The 22,490-nt window shown below is 33.8% G+C and carries 18 protein-coding genes; 7 read left to right on the top strand and 11 right to left on the bottom strand.

What is annotated here, in order from left to right:
* Positions 1 to 3,963 (bottom strand): amino acid adenylation domain-containing protein (locus tag RMR19_RS19960; RefSeq protein ID WP_310605263.1); only part of this gene is annotated, 3,963 nt, incomplete at its 3' end.
* Positions 3,964 to 4,034: 71 nt separating this feature from the next.
* Complete coding sequence (locus RMR19_RS19955) at positions 4,035 to 4,748, bottom strand: thioesterase II family protein (RefSeq protein WP_310605262.1); 714 nt, start codon at positions 4,746 to 4,748, stop codon at positions 4,035 to 4,037.
* A 687-nt stretch (positions 4,749 to 5,435) separates the two neighbouring features.
* On the opposite strand from RMR19_RS19955, the gene RMR19_RS19950 reads away from it, so the two are divergent.
* The 3 genes from RMR19_RS19950 to RMR19_RS19940 all read left to right on the top strand — a co-directional run bounded on the left by RMR19_RS19950 (position 5,436) and on the right by RMR19_RS19940 (position 6,621).
* Positions 5,436 to 5,585: a hypothetical protein gene (locus RMR19_RS19950; protein ID WP_310605261.1), complete on the top strand. Its 150-nt coding sequence runs from the start codon at positions 5,436 to 5,438 to the stop codon at positions 5,583 to 5,585.
* Between the two features lie 110 nt (positions 5,586 to 5,695).
* Complete coding sequence (locus RMR19_RS19945) at positions 5,696 to 6,466, top strand: DDE-type integrase/transposase/recombinase (RefSeq protein ID WP_310605260.1); 771 nt, start codon at positions 5,696 to 5,698, stop codon at positions 6,464 to 6,466.
* A 23-nt stretch (positions 6,467 to 6,489) separates the two neighbouring features.
* Positions 6,490 to 6,621, top strand: coding sequence for a hypothetical protein (locus RMR19_RS19940; protein ID WP_310605259.1), 132 nt, complete (start codon positions 6,490 to 6,492; stop codon positions 6,619 to 6,621).
* 159 nt (positions 6,622 to 6,780) lie between these two features.
* Here the strand turns inward: RMR19_RS19940 and RMR19_RS19935 are convergent, their stop codons facing one another.
* Complete coding sequence (locus RMR19_RS19935) at positions 6,781 to 7,695, bottom strand: hypothetical protein (protein WP_310605258.1); 915 nt, start codon at positions 7,693 to 7,695, stop codon at positions 6,781 to 6,783.
* Between the two features lie 229 nt (positions 7,696 to 7,924).
* Between RMR19_RS19935 and dhaS the strand changes: the two genes are divergently transcribed.
* The gene (gene dhaS, locus RMR19_RS19930) at positions 7,925 to 8,500 is read left to right on the top strand and encodes a dihydroxyacetone kinase transcriptional activator DhaS (RefSeq protein ID WP_310605257.1); all 576 of its coding nucleotides are present in this window, start codon (positions 7,925 to 7,927) and stop codon (positions 8,498 to 8,500) included.
* A gap of 173 nt (positions 8,501 to 8,673) precedes the next feature.
* On the top strand, positions 8,674 to 10,986 hold the full coding sequence (locus RMR19_RS19925) for a YhgE/Pip domain-containing protein (RefSeq protein WP_310605256.1): 2,313 nt from the start codon (positions 8,674 to 8,676) through the stop codon (positions 10,984 to 10,986).
* 87 nt (positions 10,987 to 11,073) lie between these two features.
* Here RMR19_RS19925 and holA read toward each other — a convergent pair whose 3' ends face one another.
* The 8 genes from holA to RMR19_RS19885 all read right to left on the bottom strand — a co-directional run bounded on the left by holA (position 11,074) and on the right by RMR19_RS19885 (position 20,970).
* The gene (gene holA, locus RMR19_RS19920; protein WP_310605255.1) at positions 11,074 to 12,072 is read right to left on the bottom strand and encodes a DNA polymerase III subunit delta; all 999 of its coding nucleotides are present in this window, start codon (positions 12,070 to 12,072) and stop codon (positions 11,074 to 11,076) included.
* A 197-nt stretch (positions 12,073 to 12,269) separates the two neighbouring features.
* Positions 12,270 to 13,586, bottom strand: coding sequence for an MATE family efflux transporter (locus tag RMR19_RS19915; RefSeq protein ID WP_310605267.1), 1,317 nt, complete (start codon positions 13,584 to 13,586; stop codon positions 12,270 to 12,272).
* Between the two features lie 238 nt (positions 13,587 to 13,824).
* On the bottom strand, positions 13,825 to 16,575 hold the full coding sequence (locus tag RMR19_RS19910) for a ComEC/Rec2 family competence protein (RefSeq protein ID WP_310605254.1): 2,751 nt from the start codon (positions 16,573 to 16,575) through the stop codon (positions 13,825 to 13,827).
* A 14-nt stretch (positions 16,576 to 16,589) separates the two neighbouring features.
* Positions 16,590 to 17,522 (bottom strand): GerMN domain-containing protein, encoded by a 933-nt coding sequence (locus tag RMR19_RS19905; RefSeq protein ID WP_310605253.1) that lies wholly within the window; start codon positions 17,520 to 17,522, stop codon positions 16,590 to 16,592.
* Positions 17,523 to 17,535: 13 nt separating this feature from the next.
* Positions 17,536 to 18,927 (bottom strand): sensor histidine kinase, encoded by a 1,392-nt coding sequence (locus tag RMR19_RS19900; protein WP_310605252.1) that lies wholly within the window; start codon positions 18,925 to 18,927, stop codon positions 17,536 to 17,538.
* A 22-nt stretch (positions 18,928 to 18,949) separates the two neighbouring features.
* On the bottom strand, positions 18,950 to 19,639 hold the full coding sequence (locus RMR19_RS19895) for a response regulator transcription factor (RefSeq protein WP_310605251.1): 690 nt from the start codon (positions 19,637 to 19,639) through the stop codon (positions 18,950 to 18,952).
* Positions 19,640 to 19,649: 10 nt separating this feature from the next.
* The gene (locus RMR19_RS19890) at positions 19,650 to 20,324 is read right to left on the bottom strand and encodes a helix-hairpin-helix domain-containing protein (RefSeq protein ID WP_310605250.1); all 675 of its coding nucleotides are present in this window, start codon (positions 20,322 to 20,324) and stop codon (positions 19,650 to 19,652) included.
* Between the two features lie 211 nt (positions 20,325 to 20,535).
* Positions 20,536 to 20,970: a DMT family transporter gene (locus RMR19_RS19885; protein ID WP_310605249.1), complete on the bottom strand. Its 435-nt coding sequence runs from the start codon at positions 20,968 to 20,970 to the stop codon at positions 20,536 to 20,538.
* A gap of 266 nt (positions 20,971 to 21,236) precedes the next feature.
* Between RMR19_RS19885 and RMR19_RS19880 the strand changes: the two genes are divergently transcribed.
* Together RMR19_RS19880 and RMR19_RS19875 are read left to right on the top strand one after the other, a co-directional pair.
* On the top strand, positions 21,237 to 22,040 hold the full coding sequence (locus tag RMR19_RS19880; RefSeq protein ID WP_310605248.1) for a DUF6973 domain-containing protein: 804 nt from the start codon (positions 21,237 to 21,239) through the stop codon (positions 22,038 to 22,040).
* Complete coding sequence (locus tag RMR19_RS19875; protein ID WP_310605247.1) at positions 22,040 to 22,441, top strand: hypothetical protein; 402 nt, start codon at positions 22,040 to 22,042, stop codon at positions 22,439 to 22,441. Before RMR19_RS19880 ends, RMR19_RS19875 begins: the two co-directional genes overlap by 1 nt.
* Positions 22,442 to 22,490 lie beyond the last annotated feature (49 nt).

Here is a 22,490-nt window from a genome sequence, read left to right as displayed (position 1 = left end):
TACTAAATCTTGAGATTGTTCTTCTCCAATCTGTTCAAACATTACAGGATAAAAACTTGTAAACCACCCAATCGTTCTATCTATATCAATGTTAATATAATCATTTTGTCGACCATGTGACTCCATCGATATAACTTGATTACTATCGTTATAAACTTTCTTCATTGCACGCAGAAGTGCTGTAATTATAATATCTTTAACTTCCATCTTATATGGAAGAATTGCTTTGCTTATTAGTAGCTTTGTTATCCCTTCGTCAAACTCTATAGGCTCTAACATTAATTTATCAGTTCTACTATAGCTATATTCTTCAATATTGTTACCTATATACTCCTCTATTCGATCCCAATAGTCGATTTCTCGCAAGACACTAATGCTATGATTCAAATCTTTCAAATTATTATTCCATTCTGCATATGAGGCACTTCGTATCGGCTTATATTCCTCTTTATCCTCGATTAACTCACCATAATATGAGTTTAAATCATCCAATAAAATCCCCCATGAAACACTATCTACAATTAAATGATGAATCGTAATATAAAGAAAGGTTTTTGTTTGAAATCTCAATAATAATGCCTTGATAAGCGGACCATTAGCTAAATCAAAACTTGCATTTAAACTCTTTGTATTCTCATAAATAATAGTTTCATAATCTACACCTTCATCTGAAAAATAAAATTCTTGCAAGCCAAATAGTCTATCCTCAGTATTATTTTTAATTTCTAAAACTTTTTCTGGAAATTTTGCTCTTAGCATATCGTGATTCTTCACTAGCTTTTCAAAACATTTACCTATAATATCACCAGTAACACCATTAGCAGCCTCCAACAAAACAGACTGATTAAAATGTTCAGGGATTGCTAATTTACTATTCCAGAATTTTTCTTGAATAAATGAATTTTCATATTTACCGCACATTTCCTTATATTCAACACTTGCACTTTCTTTTTCCCGAACTGTCGAAATAGTTTTTTCCATAGGTTGTCTTGACATTATTTCACGTAATGATATTTTATAACCTTTTTCCTTAATCTTTGAGACAACTCTGATTGCTTTAATTGAATCGCCTCCTACTTCAAAGAAATAATCTCCTAATCCTATCTTCACTCCCAATACCTCAGAAAATACGGATAGCAGTTCCTCTTCTTTCGCTGTGCGAGGAGCAATATATTCTCTTCCTATCGTAATATCTGGCATAGGTAATCTTTTCTTATCCACTTTACCATTTGTTGTTAATGGTATCTGGTCAACTGTAACAAAAAATGAAGGAACCATATAATCCGGAAGATATTTTCTCATCTTCTCCTTTATTATCTCGAAATCCTTAATTCCTCCAACTAGATAAGCACATAGATAGTCGCTTTCATTATTTTTATATATCATTGCAAAGGCCTCAGATGCATCTGCTTCCCGCCTTGCTATTTTTTCCACTTCTTCTAACTCTATTCTAAATCCTCTCAACTTAGTTTGAGTGTCTTTTCTTCCACAGTAAGTATACTTTCCATCAAAGTTTTTATATGCTAAGTCACCTGTTGCATACATTTTTTTACCGCTTTCAAACGGATTTTCCACAAATTTTTCATTTGTCATTTTCTCATTGTTATAATACCCTACTGCTAGGCCCTCTCCAGCTATATATAATTCTCCTGTAACACCATACGGCAACATATTTCTTTGTTCATCCAACACATATAATTGTGTGTTTGCGATTGGTCGTCCTATTGATACGTTCGTGACATCATTATCAACGTCAAACTTATGATAACAGCAACCTATTGTTGCCTCTGTAGGACCATATTCATTAATTATTGAAACAGAATGATTTATTTTTTCCTCTGTTTCCGTTGCAGTTTGTACTGTCAGTTCTTCACCACCTACTATGAAAGTATGGATGTTCGTATTTTCTATATCCATCTGGTTAATCATCTTCATATGAGAAGGTGTGAGTTTAAGAATTGTAACCTTATTCTCCTCAATCAAATCCATCAATGATGAAGCATAATCATCTGCATAATATATATGCATACTTAGACCATGTAATAGTGGTAAAAATACTGATGTTATTGTTAAATCAAAAGATAGAGGTGAATAAAATCCAAAGCAATCTTCAGAACCATGTATGTATTCTAATGCCGCCCAATCCAAATAATTCATTAAACTAGATTCATTTATACCTACGCCTTTAGGATTTCCAGTTGAACCAGATGTATATATAATATAAACCAATCTATTCTCATCTAACTTCTGGCAGTCGCAAACACTATTTTCTTTCTTAGATAACACTTTTATTTCTTCAAATTCTATTACTTTACAGAAAAAGTCTTCGTTTCGTTTAATGTTGGTAATTACACATTCAGCTTCACTATTTTTTAGAATGTAGTTTATTCTCTCTATTGGCAATGACGGTTCTATTGGCAAAAAAGCAGCTCCAGACTTTAATACCGCTAAAATTGTTACAATAGTATCTATGGACCTATCAAACAACATTGCAACTACAGGTCTTTCGCATTGTAGATTACGCTTAATATAGTTGGCAATTCTACTTGATATAGCATCTAGTTCAGCAAATGTCATTACCCTGTTTTTTTCCATCAATGCAAGTTTTTCCGGTATATCTCTAACATTGTCTTCAAATACATTTAGCAATGATTTCTTGAATATCTGATGTGGTTTATATTCTAACTTCTCAAATATATGAGTTTCTTCTCTCTCATCAAGTAATGCACAATCATTCATAGCCGATGTACTATTATCCAATAGATTTGAAAAATATATTTTGAATATATTATGCATATACTCTATTGTTTTTTCGCCAAACAACTCGGTACAATATTCCCACGAAATATCATAGTTATCATTTTCACCGAAAACAGAAAATGTTAAATCAAACTTTGCTTGGTTATATCCAAACTCTTTAACCTCTTCCAATGAGAAATCTTCTGTTGCAAGACGACCTCCATCACTTCCACCCTCATAGACAAACATAATGTCAAAAAGCGGATTTCTTGATGGATCACGTTGTACTTTTAAATATTCAACCAGACTATCAAATGGATAATCTTGATATTCTAATACCTGATATAAATCATCTTGTATTTTATGTGCAAACTCCATAAATGATATGCTGACATCTACGTCTTCTGAAATTACAACGGTATTCACAAACATTCCAGGCATATCAAAAGTAGCTTCATGCATTCTATTCGCCATCGGTATTCCTAATGTAATATTTTTTTGAGAAACATAGCGAGCCAAGAAGGAGAAGAATCCTGCAAGGCAAACTGCAAATTCACTCAAATTATATTGACTACACATTTTTTTTACTTTTTCATTTAAGCTACTATTCGAAAACTCATGATATGTGTTTCCCGCTGTTTTAAATTCATTAGGACGTAAATAATCTGTTTTTAAGTCAACCCTTTCCGGTTCTACTTTAAGTGCATTTTCCAAAAATTCTTTTGCATCACTCATATCCTTTTGTAGCTGCCACGCTGCATAGTCTTTGTACTGTAACTCAAGAGGTTCTAATGTCTGTCCTCCATAAAAAGAAAGCAAATCTTCCATATAGATATATACTGATGCAGCATCACAAATAATATGATGGAAATCTACAATAAGATATTCTCGCTCTATCCCTCGAACTATGCCAATTCTCATTAATGGTGCCTTACTCAATTCAAATGGTCTAAGAAATTCATTCACTATATCCTCAAGCATTTTATCCGAAGAAAAATCTTGTACCACACAATCTACCTCTTCGTGTATCACTTGGTAAAATGAATCTCCATCATCTTCAAACGTTGTCCTGAGCAATTCGTATCTATCAACTAACTTTTCAAATGCCTCCTTCATCTTATCTCTATCAATACTTCCAGTAACACTGAATATTTTAGGCGTATTATATGAAATGCCACTTTCTACTTGATTAATAATATATAATCTTTTTTGAATTGAACTCATGTAATATTTTCTACACATTTTTTTATCCTCTCACCTTTATTATTCTCTTATCCTTTGGTTTCCCATATTTTTTATATACTGGCATATTTCTTTGCTTGTCCATCAATTAATCCACATATCTCACTAACTACTTCTCTTCCTGATTGAAAAATAAAAAAATGATTTCCGTTATACATTCGATAGACTAGATCTTCACATTGTTCTTTCCAATCCGATTTTTCACTTATCTCATCTTCATCTCCGTTCAGAACCACAACTTTATCCTTTATTTTATTTCTTTTTGGTCGATATTGTGTTAGCAATTTTACGTCCTCTTTTATTGACTCAAAAATAATTTCTTTGAAGTCTTGATTCTGTAACACCTCTTTTGGTACTCCCCCCAGTTCAATATATTCCTTTTCAAATTCATCTTCTGGTAAACTATATAATTCTCCATAGTTATTTTCTAAGCTTGGAATCTGACAGCCGGAAAAGAATATACATTGTGGTGGAATCATTTCATTCGCTACTATTTTCAAATATACATCATATGCTATTTTTGATCCCATGCTATGTCCAAACAATACATATTTGTTCCCTGCGTTGCTAATTATTTTCTGCGTTCGGTGAAACATATCCTCAACCATTTGATTCCAACTATGATATTTAGGATACTCCATACGCTCTCCTCTACCATTTAAATCCATCATATGTATACGATATCGTTTACGATTAAAGTATGATAAGATCTTTTGATACGCATAACCTATGCTACCAGCATAAGGAAACATAATAACATCAATCATATATTTACCCTCCTCTTTTTATTTTTTATAATAGCATTCATCTTTAATCTTTTTTTCTCTACGTCATAATCGTAAAATTCCATGTAAAATTTATTCCGTATTATCCTTTTAATCCCATTAAAATATCATAAAAAGGGGCTGTCGCTTTAAAGATTAAAAAATCTTGAAGCGATAGCTTCTCTTTTGGTACTTTCTTATTGAAATTCTTTTGTTTAATTTGCACTATGGAAAATAAGACGAACTTTAACAGACGTTTTCATTTGAATGAAACCTTTTTTGAAAAATTATAATTTATGCTATTTTAACTTTGAATAGATGATGACCTGTTTTGCCAGCTTGTATTTTATTATGAAGTTTATTTATGTTACGAGCCATTGCCATCAGTGTGCTTTCAGCCAATACATTGGATGAGCCCCTGCTTAAATATCTTCTTTTCTTTTTTGATTAAATTTTTTAGCAACCTGCAAAATCTTAGTTCTATCTCTAAGGGAAACCTTACAATTATTACCTTTTATACGCGTGGCTTTGTGAGCGCAACCAGTACAGTCTTCACATTAATATATTATTTTCCTAAACCCACATAGCCTTATTTTACTATCTGTTTTCCATCCTATAGACTTCTTAGTATAACTATTTCAAGGAGGTTGAACTACATGAATACAGAAGAAAGAAGGTTTTGATGCACTGATGCCGCAAAGAAGATGTGATACTGGTGTCTCACGAAAACTTGATAGTGACATGATAGCACAAATCAAGTATCTGAAACTGGAATATCCGCGACTTCCATCTACGTTGATTCACCAAAAACTGCTTGCAAATGGAACCATTAACAAATGAGAAATCTCTCTTTCCACAATAACAAGATATATTAATCAGCTAAATCTTGAAATGAAAAATACCTCGAATAAAGATATGCGACGTTATGAACGTGCACATATCAATGAAGTTTGGTTTGGTGTGGTGATAGTAGTGTTGGTCCTTACTTAAAGATAGATGGTAAAAAACAAAGAATTTACATCATTGCTCTACTTGATGATGCCTCTCGATATATTGTTGGTATTAACGCTTTTTTCAATGATAACTATGTGAATCTTATGTCAGTACTTAAGTCAGCAGTCACCAGATTTGGAAATCCTAAAATATTGAACTTTGACAATGGTGCTTCCTATAAAAACAAGCAAGTAGAGCTACTATCCGCACGAATCGGAGTTGTTCTTAATTACTGTGCACCTTATACTCCAACGAGTAAAGCAAAAATTGAGAGATGGTTTCGAACCCTTAAGGATCATTGGATGGCACAGTTGAGCTGGAACGAATACAAAAGTCTTGATGAATTACGTACCAGCTTAGCAGAATACGTAAATGAGTATAACCAAAAGGTTCATTCCTCTTTAAATGGCTTATCTCCACAGGATCGTTTCTTTCAGGAGTCTTCTATAATAAAGCGACTCACACAGGAACAAATAGAGAAGTCCTTTCTGCTCGAATGTGAAAGACGTGTATCAGCAGACTATGTCATACTAATTGATGAAATTGAATATGAAGTGGACTATCGTTATGCAAAGCAAATAATCACAATACGATATACTCCCGATTTAAATAAAATCTATGTAGTGAACAAAACCACAGAAGAACTGACCGAAATAAAGTTACTTAACAAACAAGAAAACTCATTAATAAAAAGGGAGAGAGTAAAACTTACAGGAGGGCAGAATTAATTGATTATACGAGTAGATATGGAATGGATTTTAATCCATTTATTAAGAATTCAAATGATGTAATTATTGAAACAGGCGACTCTAAAGAGATTATGTATCGATTGAACTATCTATTAGTGAATAAAGGTTTTGGAGTATTAAGAGGAGAACCCTGAAGGGGTAAAACAACCACAATTAGGAGTTGTCCTTCGCTCTTTTGTTACGCCTTTTTTATTTCTAATTCAGTATACACTATTTCTTTGGATTTGAGAAGTTTGCTAATAATAAAAAAGCTGCCACACTAATTTCCAGTGCAACAGCCCCTTCTTCATTTATTATATTTGTTGATTTACTTCTAACCCTTTCAAATCTTCTTCAAGAAGCTGTTGTGTTTTAACAAGAATCTTTATTTCTTTCTGAATTTTATTATGTGTCGCATCTACAGTCTGAATTGTCTCAGTTGCTTCTCTTATACTACTATTCTCAACAGAGATTTCTTTCGAACTCTTCGCACTTTCCGTTCTGTTTTCTAATTCGTCTCTTTTGTGTTCTCTCTCGACTTCTTTCTTCTCTTCCTCTTCCTTTTCTTCTTTAATCTTCTTCGCTTCTTCTATTGTTTCTTCTAAATCTTCATCTACAGATTCTTTCGCTTCATCAATTAGTTCACCTATAATTTCCTTGTTCGCAGCATCTAGAATTTTATCTGCTTCTTTCATCGTGTTCACCATTGGATCTGATTTTAATAATGCTTGGTGAATCGCTTCAATTGTAGCACTCTCGCCATCTCTTGCATTTACTGCCGTTTGAACTCTACTCTTCCATTCATCTTCAGCATCATTTAACTTTTTTAGTTCTACTTTATATTCATCGCTGTCTAGTCTACCTTCATATTCTTCTGCCAATTTTGCTTTGCTTTCTGTAATCTGATCTAGCCCTGCTCTTGCACCTAATATATCCTTCTCTAACTCAACAATATGATCTTGGCGTGCCGTAATATCTTGATCTATCTTCAACTGTTTTGAGAATGTATCTCCAATTTTTTTCATTGCACTCTTTCTTGCCTGTAATCTTTTTTGTACCACGGTATCTTGTGTCAATGTCAATTCAGATACTTTAACTGTTTTCCCTTGTTTATCACTCTTTTTCTGTCTTTCCTTAACAAGTTTATCAAGCCCCTTACCACCTGATGTAACACGTCCATGCATTGCATTTTTACTATTATCTCTTCCACTATTCACTTGAATATTCATTCTATCTTCCTCCCATCATAGGATGGCACACCCTTTTTTAACTTGCCATCATACTATATACGCCTATTTACCATAGTTATCGGCAGAAAGTAATCCAAAATTAACCTCTTTACACTCCAAACGATTAACAAGTGTTACTTTTCTGACAACATCTTAACTTGATTAGAGGTTCTTTACCGATTATACTGTCTGCAACTCAATTTTTATATTACAGGAGGCATTCTATATTATGTCAGAATCAATGATAACCAAACAAGCGATAGCAACAGGATTCAAACAATTAATGAACGAAAAAACCTTTGACAAAATTACTATTCTTGATATTACGAAAACATGTGACCTTAATCGTCAAACGTTTTACTATCATTTTCATGACAAATACGAATTGTTAAATTGGATTTTCTATACGGAAGTTATTCAAGTATTAACAGATGAGTTATCCTTTGATACATGGCCTGATAACCTTTATAGCATGCTCACTATCATAAAAGAAAATGATACCTTTTATCGGAATGCAATTAATCACTCTTTTCAAGAAGAATTCAGAGATTACCTTTTACATATATCAGAAACTCTCTTTTGTGGCATCATCGAACATATGAATGGTGATTATACTATATTACCCCAAGAAGACAAAAAATTTCTTGCTCGCTTTCTCTCCTACGGTGTTGTCGATAGTATTATATGGTGGATTAAAGATGGTATGATACATTCTCCACTTGAACTAAAGAAAAAGATTGTATCTATCGTGAACAAATGTAAACAATACGCAACCAACCACTCTTCTTTAGATGAAAAGCAATGACAAATCCAATTAGCAATTGCAATTTTGACTCCTAGTAATCTAGACAAAACAATCTATTTGTCGTAAATCACGACACCAGAATATATTTGTATAATTACATCTTTCTCCCTTCGCAATATACTAACTAGCGAAGGGAATTTTCCTTATATTAAGAAAGGAGTCAAGGTATTCATATGAACAAATCAAATCCAAAAAAATCATTTATACCTTATATTATTTTACTAGGCGTTATCATTATTCCACTACTCTATAGTTATTTCTATCTTGGTGCATTTTGGGATCCTTATGCCAAACTAGATCAAGTTCCTGTGGCAGTCGTTAATGAAGATACTGGTGCTACTATCAATGATATAGATAGAAATCTCGGTCAAGAAATGTGTGATACACTAAAAGAAGATTCATCTTTGAAATTTTCCTTTACAGATGCAAAAACTGCTAATGATGGTTTGAAAGCTAACGATTATTATGCAGTTATCATAATTCCTAGTAATTTTTCAGAGGACATTGCTTCTTCTAGTACAGCAAGTAAGCAAACAGCAACAATCACTTACTCCTCTAATGAGAAAAAAAATTATTTAGCTTCCCAAATTCTCAATACTGCAATTGAAAAAATCGAAAAGTCTCTACGTTCTTCTGTTGATGATGAAATCGTAAGTACATTATCAGCACAATTAACCGATGTACCAGAACAATTGCAAACACTATCTGATGGTCTATCAACTTTACAAGATGGTGCTACTAAATTATCCGATGGAACTATGAAACTTGCAGATGCTTCGAAAGACCTACACGCAGGTACTGACACTCTAGCTAATGCAACAACTACACTAAAAGAAGGTACTTCCTCATTAGTTACTGGTTCAACAAGTTTGCAAAATGGTGTTCAAGAGATTATCACAGGTGGAAAAACTTTAAATCAAGGTTTAGGTAGCTTATCAACGAATATGAAAGCATTTCATTCAGGAATAAAATCTGCTTCTGCTGGAAGTACCTCACTTGCAACAAATATGGCAACCTTAAACAAAGGTATTGATACTTTACTAGAAGGTGCTACCAAACTAGAAACTGGAGCAAATAAGCTTACTGACTTACAAGATGGTGCTACTTCACTTTCTACTGGCGTTTCTTCTTTAGCAGAAGGAATCACGTCCTATACATCTGGTGTAGACACCTTATTAGATACCGTATCTGCATTAACAAACACATTAAATGAATACGCTACTGCTACAGGTGATACTACGCTTCAAACAATTGTTTCTCAATTAACAAGTAAAGAGAATCTAGAACATATGCAAACACTTCGCCAAGGCTCTACTACACTAAAACAAGGTGCTTCTACACTAAAAACTGGGGCTATTACTTTATCAACTAGTACACAAAACCTTACTGATCTAAAAGCTGGTATTACTCAAATTAAACAAGGGTTAACTACTGCCAGACAAGGTTCAGCAGCTTTAACAACAGGTGCAAGTGACTTGCAAAAAGGATTAGATACACTTGAAAAATCAAGCAAGAAATTAGTAACTGGAACAGACAGTTTATACGAAGGTTCTAACACTTTATCCAAAGGGTTATCTACCCTTTCTGCTGGTATTACCTCTCTTGCTGATGGAGCATCGAAGTTAGATAGCGGTGCATCACAAATTAACGATGGCGCTAATACGTTGAACGATGGTACTGCTACTTTACAGTCTAGTACTTCTACATTAAATGATGGTACAAAGCAATTAGCTGATGGTATCCAAACTGCCAATGATAAAGTAAGCTCATCTATTACTACTGCTAATGATAAAATGGCTAGCTTAGATAACCTGAATGAGTATGCTGCTAATCCTGTTACAATAGAATCGGCTGCTTATGCTCCTGTTCCTAACTATGGTACTGCATTTGCACCATACTTTATGTCCCTTTCCTTATGGGTTGGCGGATTGATGATTTTCTTCGGAATATATTTTGACCCTGATAATCATTTCAATTTATTATCAAGAAGATCTACACGTGTAGTTAAGAGAAGCTTTGCTTACCTAGGAATTGGCTTATTACAAGCACTTATATTATGTGTAGTATTAACACTTGCATTGGGACTTAGCATTAATAATATGCCTTTGTATTTTGTTTCCTGTTGCTTAGTATCTATGGTATTTATCGCTATCATACAACTATTTTTATTCTTCTTCAGCAACATTGGAAAGTTTTTAGCGATTGCATTACTAATCATACAATTAGCTTCCTGTGGTGGTACATTCCCTATTGAAACATTACCGAGCTTCTTTAAGATTATGTATCCTTTTATGCCAATGACTTATTCTGTACAGTTATTCAAAGAAGCAATTAGTGGCACTGGTGATTCCATTCTTATTTGGAAAAATGTAATCGTATTACTTGGTATTTTAATTGTTTCAATCGGTATTACAATTGGATTTGCGTTAATTCGTAAGAAAAAAAGTAGTGTTACTGCTACAGAAGAGCATGCTATAATTTATTAATATTAAAACAGCATGGCTTTGCCCACTTACAATAGCGCTCCTTTATCAAAGCTTTTCTTTTTAGAGAAGCTTTCTTTTTTATTTTCCCTACGCCTGCTGCCTAGAATCCGTCTTTGCACTATACTTTACAATCAGCATCTCTACTCCGATTTTATCAATCAATCGTCCCGTTTTTATCATTTCTTCTATATCAACGCAATACGTTACAGCTTCCTTCAGTACGGGTGTCGTGAAATTATTGATCTGTGTTAGATACTTATTTACTGCAAATGGTGGAACACCTGCCTTCTGCCCCATTGCCGCATTCGCCATATTAAGTCGTTTCATCTCTTTGATTTGCAATAAGATATTAAAATGCCTTGTAATTAAGAATAGAATTGACATTGGTTTTTCTTTTAATGCTAATAAATCATAATACAGAGCAAGAGCTTGTTCTTGCCGTTTACTTGCAATTGCATCAATCATCTGGAATATCTTATTCTCTAATTGTGTTGTACATACCGCATCAATATCCACTTCTGTTATAACATCTCGTTCCATTGCATAGCAGACAAGTTTCTCAATCTCTGTCTGTAGATTTTCCATATCAGAACCTGTTTTGTTTAGAAGATACATTAACGTTCTCTCTGTAACCTTCTTTTTATCTTTCGATAATAGTGAAGCAACCCACAACTTTAAAATTGCTTCATCCATACCATTCATTTCCGAAATGTGCCCTATGTCTTTTAATGCTTTATACATACGGTTTCGCTTGTCCACTTCTTCTTCCACGAATATAAAATGTGTCGTCTCTGGAATATCCTTCATATAATCTGCCAAATCACTCGCATTTTTAAAGAAACCACTGTTCTCAATAACAATGACACGTCGCTCAGCAAAGAATGGTAACGTATTAGCAATTCCAATTACACTCGGAACATCAATTCCCTTCCCATCAAAATGAGAGTAGTTCATGGACTCTTCTTCACCAATCATCGCTACTTTTAACTTGTTCTTATATAGATTTTTCAAATAAATCTCACTGCCATAAAGTAAATACGCTGGCTTAAAATTGTTTGATTTAATATCTTCTTTAATAGATTTCATTTTAATAACTATGCCTTTCTCATAACCTGCATACTTTTAATTGCAGGTGCAAATTTGCGTATGAAAATATTATCTTTCACACTAAACTCCCTGTAATATTTACATACCTATCTATATTATTATTTTGTCGTTACTGCTATCTGTTTTATATCCTTCACGTTATATTTTATCCAGAATAATTTCATTTTACAAGTCTTTTATGCACGTCTCTTATCTATTATCCAAATCAATGGCACCTCCACTAGCAACATAACACTCCAGCCAACTGCACATGCGAAGGCGATTCCTAAAATCCCAAACCATGGAACGAAGATCCATGTGAACACAACTCGTAAGGAAGTCTGTATTAATGTACCTAGAAACGTGATATTCATCTTCCCCATACCTCGAAAATATCCCTGCACCCCATTCGTAAATGCAGGAAATATATAAAAGAATGCCATAACCAATAGATACTGACTACCGATTTCTATAATGCTTGAAGAACCTCCGCCATCTACAAACAGTGACACAAAACCTGTCCGACAGAGTATTGTAACAAGACAAATTCCTATCCAGTATAAAAACTCCATGCGAAGCCCTGTTAGGAAACCGCTTTTGATTCGCTTCGTCTGATTTGCCCCCCTGTTTTGCGCTACAAACGTTGTAATACCATGCGAGATACTTTGTTCCGGTGTACATGCGAAATCATCAATCTTCGTTACCGCATTATATGCCGCAATCGTATCAATACCAAGTGTGTTGACAGAACCTTGAATTAATAGCTTTCCTAACGGTTGACAAGACTGCTGAAGTGCCGTCACAGAACCATATTGAAGGGTTCGCTTTAACAACTGTGAATCTATCACAAACTCTCCACGCTTAATCTGAAGCATTGGTATGTTTTTGTATACATACCAAATTGATAGGATTGCAGATACCGCTTCCGCAATTACTGTCGTTGTTGCGGAACATACAATTCCAAAACCGAGAAATCCAATAAAAATCACATCTAATACGCCATTCAATATGGCTGAAAACATAAGAAATTTTAATGGTGTTTTGGAGTCTCCTACACTTTTTAATGCCGATGCTAATGCGTTATAAAAGTATGTAAAAGGAGCTCCTATAAATGTAATTCGCAGATAGGTTGTTGCCATTGGTAATAACTCCTTAGGAACACGCAACAACTGCAATAAAGGTTTTGAACATACCATACCTGTAACCATTAGAATAACAGAAAAGTAAAGTCCAAATAAAACTGCCGTAGACATCTCTTTCTTTAGTTTTTTATAGTCTCTAGCTCCAAAGAATTCACTCATCAGCACCCCTGCACCCATGCATATTCCTGATATCCCAAGGATAATCATATTCATAACGGGATTTGCAATCCCGATAGATGCAAGTGCCTCTTTTCCAATAAATCTACCTGCTATAATGGAGTCTACTGCATTGTAAGTTAATTGAAATAGATTCCCTAGTATTAAAGGAATTGCATATCTCAAAAGATGGTTTGTTATACTGCCGTTTGTCATGTCTGTTACTTGAGAGGTTTTTTTATCTTTTATGTTTTCATTCTTCTGTTCTATACTCTTTGCGTTCTTCCCCATTACTCTCATCGCTTTCTATTTGTATATATTCGTCTAAGCTCAATTTGTCTTCACACATTCTTCTTGATAAGAATTTCTACAATCTTCACTATTTATATTATACCTCCTCAAGCCATTCTTTCAAGTAACATTCCCTCAACTTCTTTTGATAGCTTCTAATCTCTTACTCCTCCCACATCCTTTCCCCATCTGTCCTTATCGTTATCGCTCCCTCCTTTACTGTCCATTTATATAGAATCTGATTTTTCTCTAATCGCTCTAGTAGTTCCCTATGCGGATGCCCATATCTATTATTGTAGCCACTTGATATCCATGCAAACTTAGCATCATAATAGGTTAAGAATTCCTCTGTTGTAGAATACTTCGATCCATGATGAGCAATCTTGATAATATCATACTGCTTTTTCTTCAAAGTCGGCTGATTTGTACTTAATGCCGAATCTCCCTTCAGAAGTTTTATCAACTCCTTCTCACCACCACTTTCTAAATCTCCCAATAATAAAGCATTAAACTTACCATAACTAAGCTCTAACACAACAGAAGTATCATTCTTTGAATCCGTATTATAATCTAAATATGGATGCAAACAAGTAATCGTTAATTCTCCTTCCGCTATCACATCTCCCTTACCAAAATAATGTAATACAATTCCCTTTCTTACTGCTAACTCTTCTATTTTCGTATATGTCTCATCAACCAAACTCGTCTTTGGCAATATAAGATTCTGAATTCCCACTTGCCCATCATAAAATACAAGAGATTTTAATATATACTGCTGCCCATTGTTCATAACACTCACTTGCTTTACATCTGGCATTCTCTCCATGATTTCCATAATCCCATTGATATGGTCAGTATCCATATGCGTCAAGATGGCATAATCAATATTTCTTATTCTGTTTGCCTTTAGAAATGGTTCTATTCTATATTTTCCAATCTCCTTTACATCAGAGCTTCCACCATCTACAAGAATAGATACTCCATTTGGTGTATTAATATAAATGCTATCTCCTTGTGAGATATCTAACATCGTCATTGTTAGATCAGAAGTCGGTAATCGAAGTAAAACAATCCACAAGAATGCCACTAGGTATATTAACTTCCTACGCCTCGTTATTACTACAATCACTATAATTCCTATAAGCATTCCATAATAAAATACAATCTGTGCGAGACTTGGCTTTCCCGTCAAAACAAGATGAAACGGTAACTTGGCAAATGCCTTGCATAATATCTCATAAATATTCAAGATACACGTGATTCCATAACCTAGTATCTTCGCTAAGTCAATCCACCATAATCCCATTAATCCAGCTACAACTCCAAGTGTCATTAAAATCGACATTAACGGAAGAACGAACAAATTCAGCAAGATGCTATAGCTTGGTATCTCACAATAGTTTGTAGCTAATATAGGTGCTGTTATAGCTGTAATAAACATACTCGCTTGCAATGCCTTTCCACGATTTGATTCTTTTAATTTGAATCTCCTGTAGAGTGATTCATCAATTGCTAGAAGTACATTATCAAGCTTTTGATTGATACATGCTTTTCGAAGCATTTTAATTAAATTCAATAATTTTTCTATGCACAGTTTCTCTATGTTGAATTTTTTTTGCTGTTCTTCGTTTCGCTTTTGTTTTCCCTTATAGGAATCTCCATGTCTACATTTTCTATTGCTGTTTTCTACTTTATTCTCACCATCATTTTTTCCCTTATTCTCCTCCTTCAACTTCTCATATACTTCCCCAAACACAGCCAACGTACATACTGCAAGAAACGATAGCTGAAACCCTGTATTATATAATTGCATTGGGTTTTGGATTAGAATCATTAGAGCACTTAACGATATCGCAGAAAGCATATCATAGGTACGGCCAATGACAATTGCGAATAATGATACAAGTAACATCACAACAGCTCGATTTGTTGATACACTAAAACCAGTCATAATGCCATAGCTAATAATTACAATCGTGACGATACTTGTATTCAGAATGATAGAGCAACCAATTTTCTTGCAGAATTTATATAAAAGTAAACCAAGAAAACTTACATGCAGACCAGAGATTGCAAGAATATGAGCAATTCCATTTTTCTGATATAGATTTTTAACTTCTCCATCGATGACTTGCTTTTCCCCAAGTAACATCGCTTGTATTATCCCTGTCTCTTTCGCTGGAAGAATACCTTGATATACTTCCGCTAATTTTGAACGCAAGGATGTTAATGCAGATGCATACCATGATGACGAATTATCAATACATTTTGTTGTTTCTACATACATTTGATATCGAATATTTTGTGATAAATAGTAACGATAGGAATCAAATTGCCCTTCATTGGTCGCTTTCGAAAGCTGTGACACCGTACCTGTGAATTGAACGGTATTACCAACTTTAAAATTAGAATCTAGGCTTGCATAGGCAAGTAATTTTTGCTTGATTGGAATTGAAATATCCAGATTTGGATAGAGTGTAACATGATCTAAATAATATGAGATGCTTCTTTCATTTTCTGTAATTTGTACTATTTTACCTTCAACAGTCGCTTTACATGTTCTTTCACAATATGTATCAAACGGTGTTGGTTCTATGATTGTATTCATTCTATTATAAGCAAATAAAATTATAATTGGTAATAACAATAGGAATCGGTCTTCCCTATTTATTCTTTTCTTTTTAAGCTCTTGCAGAAACATTTTGTATATTTTATGGATATCACTTAACAGATTACTATCTATGCCCTTTTTACTATTAGTCTCATATTCACTCATCGAGCAATGATAATATAGAATACCTAGAATGATAACTAGAAAGAAAAGAATACCACCTACTACCATCCACGGCAATGAATAGAGTAGGCAGCCTAGTATGTAGGAAAGAGCGATCCATAATAATGGCCTCTTAATCAACTACACACCTCCTGTTACTGGGTCGTTTCTACAATATCGAGATTTCGTTCGAACGTTCCATCAAACTTTGTGCTTTCTCCATATGTTTTTCGAAGCTCTCCGTTAATTTTAAATTGTACTTTATTAATTGTTGGCATTTCTACTAAGGAATTTACTACGGAATAAATGGCAACGTCATCTGTAATTCCTTCAATTTTATCTAAGAATTTTTCATTAAAATCGACATAGCAAATTCCTTCTTTTACTGTTACTTTCACAAGTTTTGTTCCCTCTGGAATTGTTGGATATTTCGTATCACTTAATGGTCCTGAAATCAATTGCTCTACAATTAGTTGTTCCATTGGAATTGTACCATTATAACTAACAATAATATTGGATTCTACTAGTTTTTTTCCTGTTATATTCGCAAAGAATAACGATATCTTTGCATTTTGCTTATATTTTGTCTCCCCACCAGTATTATCTATGAAATTCTCAGCAGTCATCATGCCAACTGGTTTCTCATTTTTATCTCGCAGTGGTTGTCCAGCAACATAGAACTCGACATAATCAACACCATCAATTTGACAAAAATTCTTAACAATAGCAGCTCGCGTCAAAATCTCTGCAATTCCATTAATATCATAATAACCAACTTCAAAATTAAGAATTAATTGACCACCACCATTATAGGTATAATCCTTAAGTAAAACAGAATCTGGCTTTGCCTTACGATACGTATAATTCTCTGGTTCTTTGTCAAGTGCTTTAACAAACTCCGCTATGAGCGCTTCTGAATCCGTTGCCTTATGTTCATAACCTTCACGTACTACTTTTGTATCCTCTTTATCAACATAATATAGATAATACTCCGATTCCTTAACCGTTTCTGCTTTTCGGGATTCACAAGCCGCAAATATCAGCGTGCAAGCTAGGACGAGTACAGCCAGAAGACTACGTTTTCCCATATATGTCTCCTCCTTACGCTATATAACTAAGAGGGATACGAACGGTAAATGTTGTCCCCTCATCTACTTTACTATACACTTTGATTGCTCCTCTATGCATCAAAACAGCATTTCTTGTAATCGATAGTCCTAGACCTGTACCGCCAGTTTCTCTCGATCTTGCTTTATCTACACGATAGAATCTCTCGAATATAGAATCTTGTGCATCTTCAGGTATACCAACACCTGAATCTGATACCTTAATATAGAAAAATTTATGGTCTGCATTAAGAGATACTCTAACCCAGCCTTCATCAAAATTGTATTTTATCGCATTTTCAATAAGATTCGAAAGTGCCAATGATAATTTAACTTCATCTACTTCTGCAATAACTGGACGATAACTTTCTAATACAACTTCAATATTTCTCTTCGCTGCAATTGGACGTAATCGCTTCATCAATTGCTCCAATAAATCATTAATATTAATACTTGTTATATTCATCTCACTCGCTGTTTTATCCATCTTAACAAGTGCAAGTAAGTCATTGATAATCTTATTCTCTCTCTCTATCTCATCTGTAATATCTACCATGAATTCACGATACATCTCAACTGGTGCATCTTCCTGCATTACAAGTGAGTCTGCTAATACCTTAATTGAAGTAATCGGTGTCTTTAACTCATGAGATACATTTGATACGAATTCTTGTCTGGACTTCTCTAACTTCTGCATCCTAGAAATCATATGATTAAATGATTCTGTTATATTCTTTAGCTCTGTGAAGCCGAATACGGTTAATTTTTCATCCAGATATCCTTCTGTTAAACGATCGATTGAACTACTAACTTTCTTAAACGGTTTTGTTACATAGAGCGAATACACAACTGCCAACATAATGGTTGCTGTTATTATTGCCATACATAAAACAACCGCTTTGTTCTCAACAATCACCCTAATATCCGTAATGCTTTTTGTTGAGAAACTCATAACAATAACACCAATAATCTCCTTCGTCTCAAGATGAGATATTGGTATTGTAATTTCTACAAATTGTTGCGAAGAATCTACATATGTGCTGTTTGTTCCACGAAAACATTTTATTACTTCTTCAGAAATAATTGTCTTCCCTTCCTCAAGTCCATACGTATCTTTAACGATATGCAATCCATTATCAACAACAACGATACGTCCGTCATAGATTTCCGCCATTTGGTCAATTTCTGCATTCACTTCTTTTGTATTTGAACTGCTAAAATATCCTGTTGATACAAGCAAATTCGCAATCATATTTCCATGATATTTCAGTTCGGATATTCTTTGATCATAAGCTTGATTATTGTAAGTTGAAATAATAACCATCGCAGCTATTATCATTGGTACACTACCGACAAGGATAAGCACAGCTATTAACTGTGCCTTCATGCTTCCTAAAAATTTGTTCGTTTTAACCTTGGAAAAAATAGCCAACACCCCATTTTGTATGTATATATTTCGGTTCACTTGGATTATCTTCTATTTTTTCGCGAAGTCTACGAATGTGTACATCAACGGTTCTCGCATCGCCTGGATAATCATATCCCCATACTGTATTTAGAAGATTCTCACGACTGTATACCTTATTTGGATTAAAGATAAGAAGTTCTAATAGATCAAATTCCTTTGCAGTAAGATTTACTTCCTTACCTCGAATATAGACACGTCTGCTTTCACAGTCAATCTTTAACTCCCCAAATGTTGCAATCTTTTCGGTCTCACGACTTGCTTCTTTCTTGGAGCTTCTTCTCATAATTGCCTTAATTCTAGCTTTCACTTCTAGTATATTAAATGGTTTTGTAATATAATCGTCAGCTCCATATTCGAGTCCGAGAATTTTATCCATATCATCGCCCTTTGCTGTTAGCATAATGATCGGCATATCTGAAAACTCTCTAATATGTTGACATACTTCAAAACCTGTTAGCTTTGGTAACATTACATCTAATAGAATAACATCATACTCTTTGTGTTTTGCCATATTCAGTGCTTCTTCACCATCATATGCACAATCCACTTCCATTCCATCTTGCTCTAAACTGAATCGGATACCTTTTACGATTAATTTCTCATCGTCCACAACTAATACTTTTTTGCTCACACCAATCACCTCAATCTGTTGTTATTAAATCGCAGATTTTATTATAGACTCCATCTTTGATTCCTGAAATGTTCTTAATTTCTTCAATAGTCGCAAATCGCCCATGCTCTTCTCTATAACGAATTATCATGTCCGCCTTTGCCTGACCAATACCAGGTAGAGTCATTAATTCTTCCCTTGTTGCTTGATTAATATTAATCAAACCTTTATTCACGGAGTGGCTCTCATTACTGCCATTCTCTTGTTGTATTCCCATTGGCATTTCTTTGGCTTCTTCCATACTTGGCACATATACTTGTTGTTCATCTTCAAGTTTTTGTGCTTGATTAACGAAATCGCCTGCTGCCTCTTTTGTTAACCCACCTGCTGCTTCAATTGCATCGCTTACTCTTGCTCCCTTGGCAAGTGTATAAACTCCAGGATGTTTAACCTGTCCGCATACATGAACTGCAATGTATGTTTGTTCTTCTGGAGACTGTTCTTTCACTGAATTCCCTAAATCCACAGAAGTCTCCACTTCAATGTCTAAATCACTGACATCGCTTAGTTCTAATACTCTCTCTTCTTTGTCATCTGATAATATAATACCAGCGGATTTGCTATTAAAACTAAGATAATAACAAACCAAGCAAACTATTCCAATAAGACAGACCGTAACACTGATTACGATTTTCTTACTGTTCATATCGTTTCCTTTCTTATGACATTGTATTTTATCAGCTCTAAAACTTAATTTAGTGCCAATTTATCGGATAAAATCAAATGCTGTTTTTCCTACAATTGATTTTACTCCGATAAGTTCTATTTTACTCAATTAAAATTGGTATTACAATAGCTATTTCAACTAATTTCCTTTTTAATTCTTAAATTTTTCTTACGAATTTTTTCATTCGCTCCTATTCCCATTTGAATGTAATAATACCAGCAATACATAGTGCTACACCAATTAATTTACGAAATTGAAATGGCACTTTTTCTACTTCAAATGCACCAATTAACTCTATCACATATGACATAATCAATTGCGCCACAACAATAAGCATTGCCGCTCTTGCTGGCCCAAGAGTTCCAACACTCTTTATTACTGTAAATGTTATAAAAGCTCCAATCGCACCACCTAGTAACATATACTTATGATCTACATGAAATAACGCTTGGAAGTTACTTTCTTTTCCCGTTACAAACCAAGCTATCAGGCAAACAATCAGTGCTGTAAATTGCACAAAACTACTAGACACCCATATGCTTGTCTCTTTCGTTACTCCCGTATTGAATACTCCTTGAACACTCATTAAGATACCTGATATAATTGCAATTAAAAAACCCCACATATTCTCAATCCTTTCGACTCTGCTATTTAAGTAGTTACATAATAGTTTTTATTCTATCCATATAATTACCAAATATGCATTTTTTGAAAGGAGTTGTTTTAATGTTTTTTCTTTTGTTAGTATTTTTCGCCCATATCACTTCTCTATGGAAATCAGAATATCTTCATCCAAATATTACGTTTTTCTTAAAATAGTTTTCAATGCATTGACTTAATTATCCAATTGTTATATGGTATTTGTATACAAATTAGAAGGAGGTAATTTTAATGGCTATTAATTTAAAGAAATATGTATGTGGTGCTATAATTTTGACGATATGTGGGACAAATATTGTACCTACTGTTTCATCCGCTATGGGTAATAATGACATAATTACTGTAAATGATATATCAACAGACTCCTCTATTGATATTCCAGATTTAAGTAACATAAAGGATTTAAGTGATACTTACATACCTGAAACTAGTAATATAAGTTTATTAGACTCGTTAACAACCCAAAATATTATTGAATTAAACCAACTAGTTCAATCAGTTCAATCTATGGATCCAAGTATTACGGAAAATCAGTTAAACAATTATGTCATATATTTACTAAAAGAACGTTCTAACGGAATACGTCTTTATGCATTACCTTATATTCAAGATAACCTAAATACCGCTGAATTAGCATTATTTAATGCAAATCCAATCAAAGGGTTAAACGTATGTAGTATGGCATATTATGCAACAAATAAAGCTGCTGAATTATATGAAAGTAATACATTATATCAAGGAAATGGCGATGCCTATAGACATGCTCATTGGAGTGCTGCTATGGCAAATGCATATGGTTCAAGTTATGCTGAATCTTGGGGAAATGCTCACGAATCAGAATCACCTGCTGGCTATGATAAAACAATGGATTTATTTAATAATAGAGTAGGACGAGAATTAGGTGTATCTACTGGTGGTGGTGACCGATTTACAATGATTATGCAATCAAAATTATTAAATTTAATCGATAATGGGAAATTAAGACGTATTGTAAATGGTGTATTTACAGTAACAGATAGTTCAGGAAGAAAATAATGAACAAAATATCAAAAAAAAAATATGCCAGTTTTCTTATCGCATTTATTACACTATTCTTCCTTTGCCTTTTTATATTTAATAAATTACAAAATAATGGAATACATATAACAATAAAAAATCAAACTGATATAGCATTATCTGCTATGGAAATAAGCTATACAGGTATTGATAAGAATATACCAATTCCTATCATAAATGCCAAAAAAGATTATAACGTTACTATTAATCTTCCGAAGGAGTTTACAGAAGGTACTATGAAACTTTATTATTATGATTTTAATAATAACAAGGTGGAATACACCATTATCGGATATTTAGAAAAAACATATCATAGAGATTCTATAATAATCATCAATTCAGTTACCGAAAATGGTATTTTAGATATTAGCATAAACTAAGCATAGTAGGTTAAAATCGTTTTTTCTTCTACAATAGAGGGGCTGTTTC

Origin of the sequence: Anaerosporobacter sp. (assembly GCF_031551385.1) — a bacterium.
GTDB lineage: Bacteria > Bacillota > Clostridia > Lachnospirales > Lachnospiraceae > Anaerosporobacter.
This window is presented reverse-complemented; position numbering and strand designations above follow the sequence as displayed.

Excerpts from the sequence above, each read along its gene's own strand:
- RMR19_RS19955 (WP_310605262.1), bottom strand. The coding sequence starts at position 4,748 with ATGATTGATGTTATTATGTTTCCTTATGCTGGTAGCATAGGTTATGCG.
- RMR19_RS19950 (WP_310605261.1), top strand. The coding sequence starts at position 5,436 with ATGCCGCAAAGAAGATGTGATACTGGTGTCTCACGAAAACTTGATAGT.
- RMR19_RS19940 (WP_310605259.1), top strand. The coding sequence starts at position 6,490 with ATGGATTTTAATCCATTTATTAAGAATTCAAATGATGTAATTATTGAA.
- RMR19_RS19935 (WP_310605258.1), bottom strand. The coding sequence starts at position 7,695 with ATGAATATTCAAGTGAATAGTGGAAGAGATAATAGTAAAAATGCAATG.
- dhaS (WP_310605257.1), top strand. The coding sequence starts at position 7,925 with ATGTCAGAATCAATGATAACCAAACAAGCGATAGCAACAGGATTCAAA.
- RMR19_RS19925 (WP_310605256.1), top strand. The coding sequence starts at position 8,674 with ATGAACAAATCAAATCCAAAAAAATCATTTATACCTTATATTATTTTA.
- holA (WP_310605255.1), bottom strand. The coding sequence starts at position 12,072 with ATGAAATCTATTAAAGAAGATATTAAATCAAACAATTTTAAGCCAGCG.
- RMR19_RS19915 (WP_310605267.1), bottom strand. The coding sequence starts at position 13,586 with ATGACAAACGGCAGTATAACAAACCATCTTTTGAGATATGCAATTCCT.
- RMR19_RS19905 (WP_310605253.1), bottom strand. The coding sequence starts at position 17,522 with ATGGGAAAACGTAGTCTTCTGGCTGTACTCGTCCTAGCTTGCACGCTG.
- RMR19_RS19900 (WP_310605252.1), bottom strand. The coding sequence starts at position 18,927 with ATGAAGGCACAGTTAATAGCTGTGCTTATCCTTGTCGGTAGTGTACCA.
- RMR19_RS19890 (WP_310605250.1), bottom strand. The coding sequence starts at position 20,324 with ATGAACAGTAAGAAAATCGTAATCAGTGTTACGGTCTGTCTTATTGGA.
- RMR19_RS19885 (WP_310605249.1), bottom strand. The coding sequence starts at position 20,970 with ATGTGGGGTTTTTTAATTGCAATTATATCAGGTATCTTAATGAGTGTT.
- RMR19_RS19880 (WP_310605248.1), top strand. The coding sequence starts at position 21,237 with ATGGCTATTAATTTAAAGAAATATGTATGTGGTGCTATAATTTTGACG.
- RMR19_RS19875 (WP_310605247.1), top strand. The coding sequence starts at position 22,040 with ATGAACAAAATATCAAAAAAAAAATATGCCAGTTTTCTTATCGCATTT.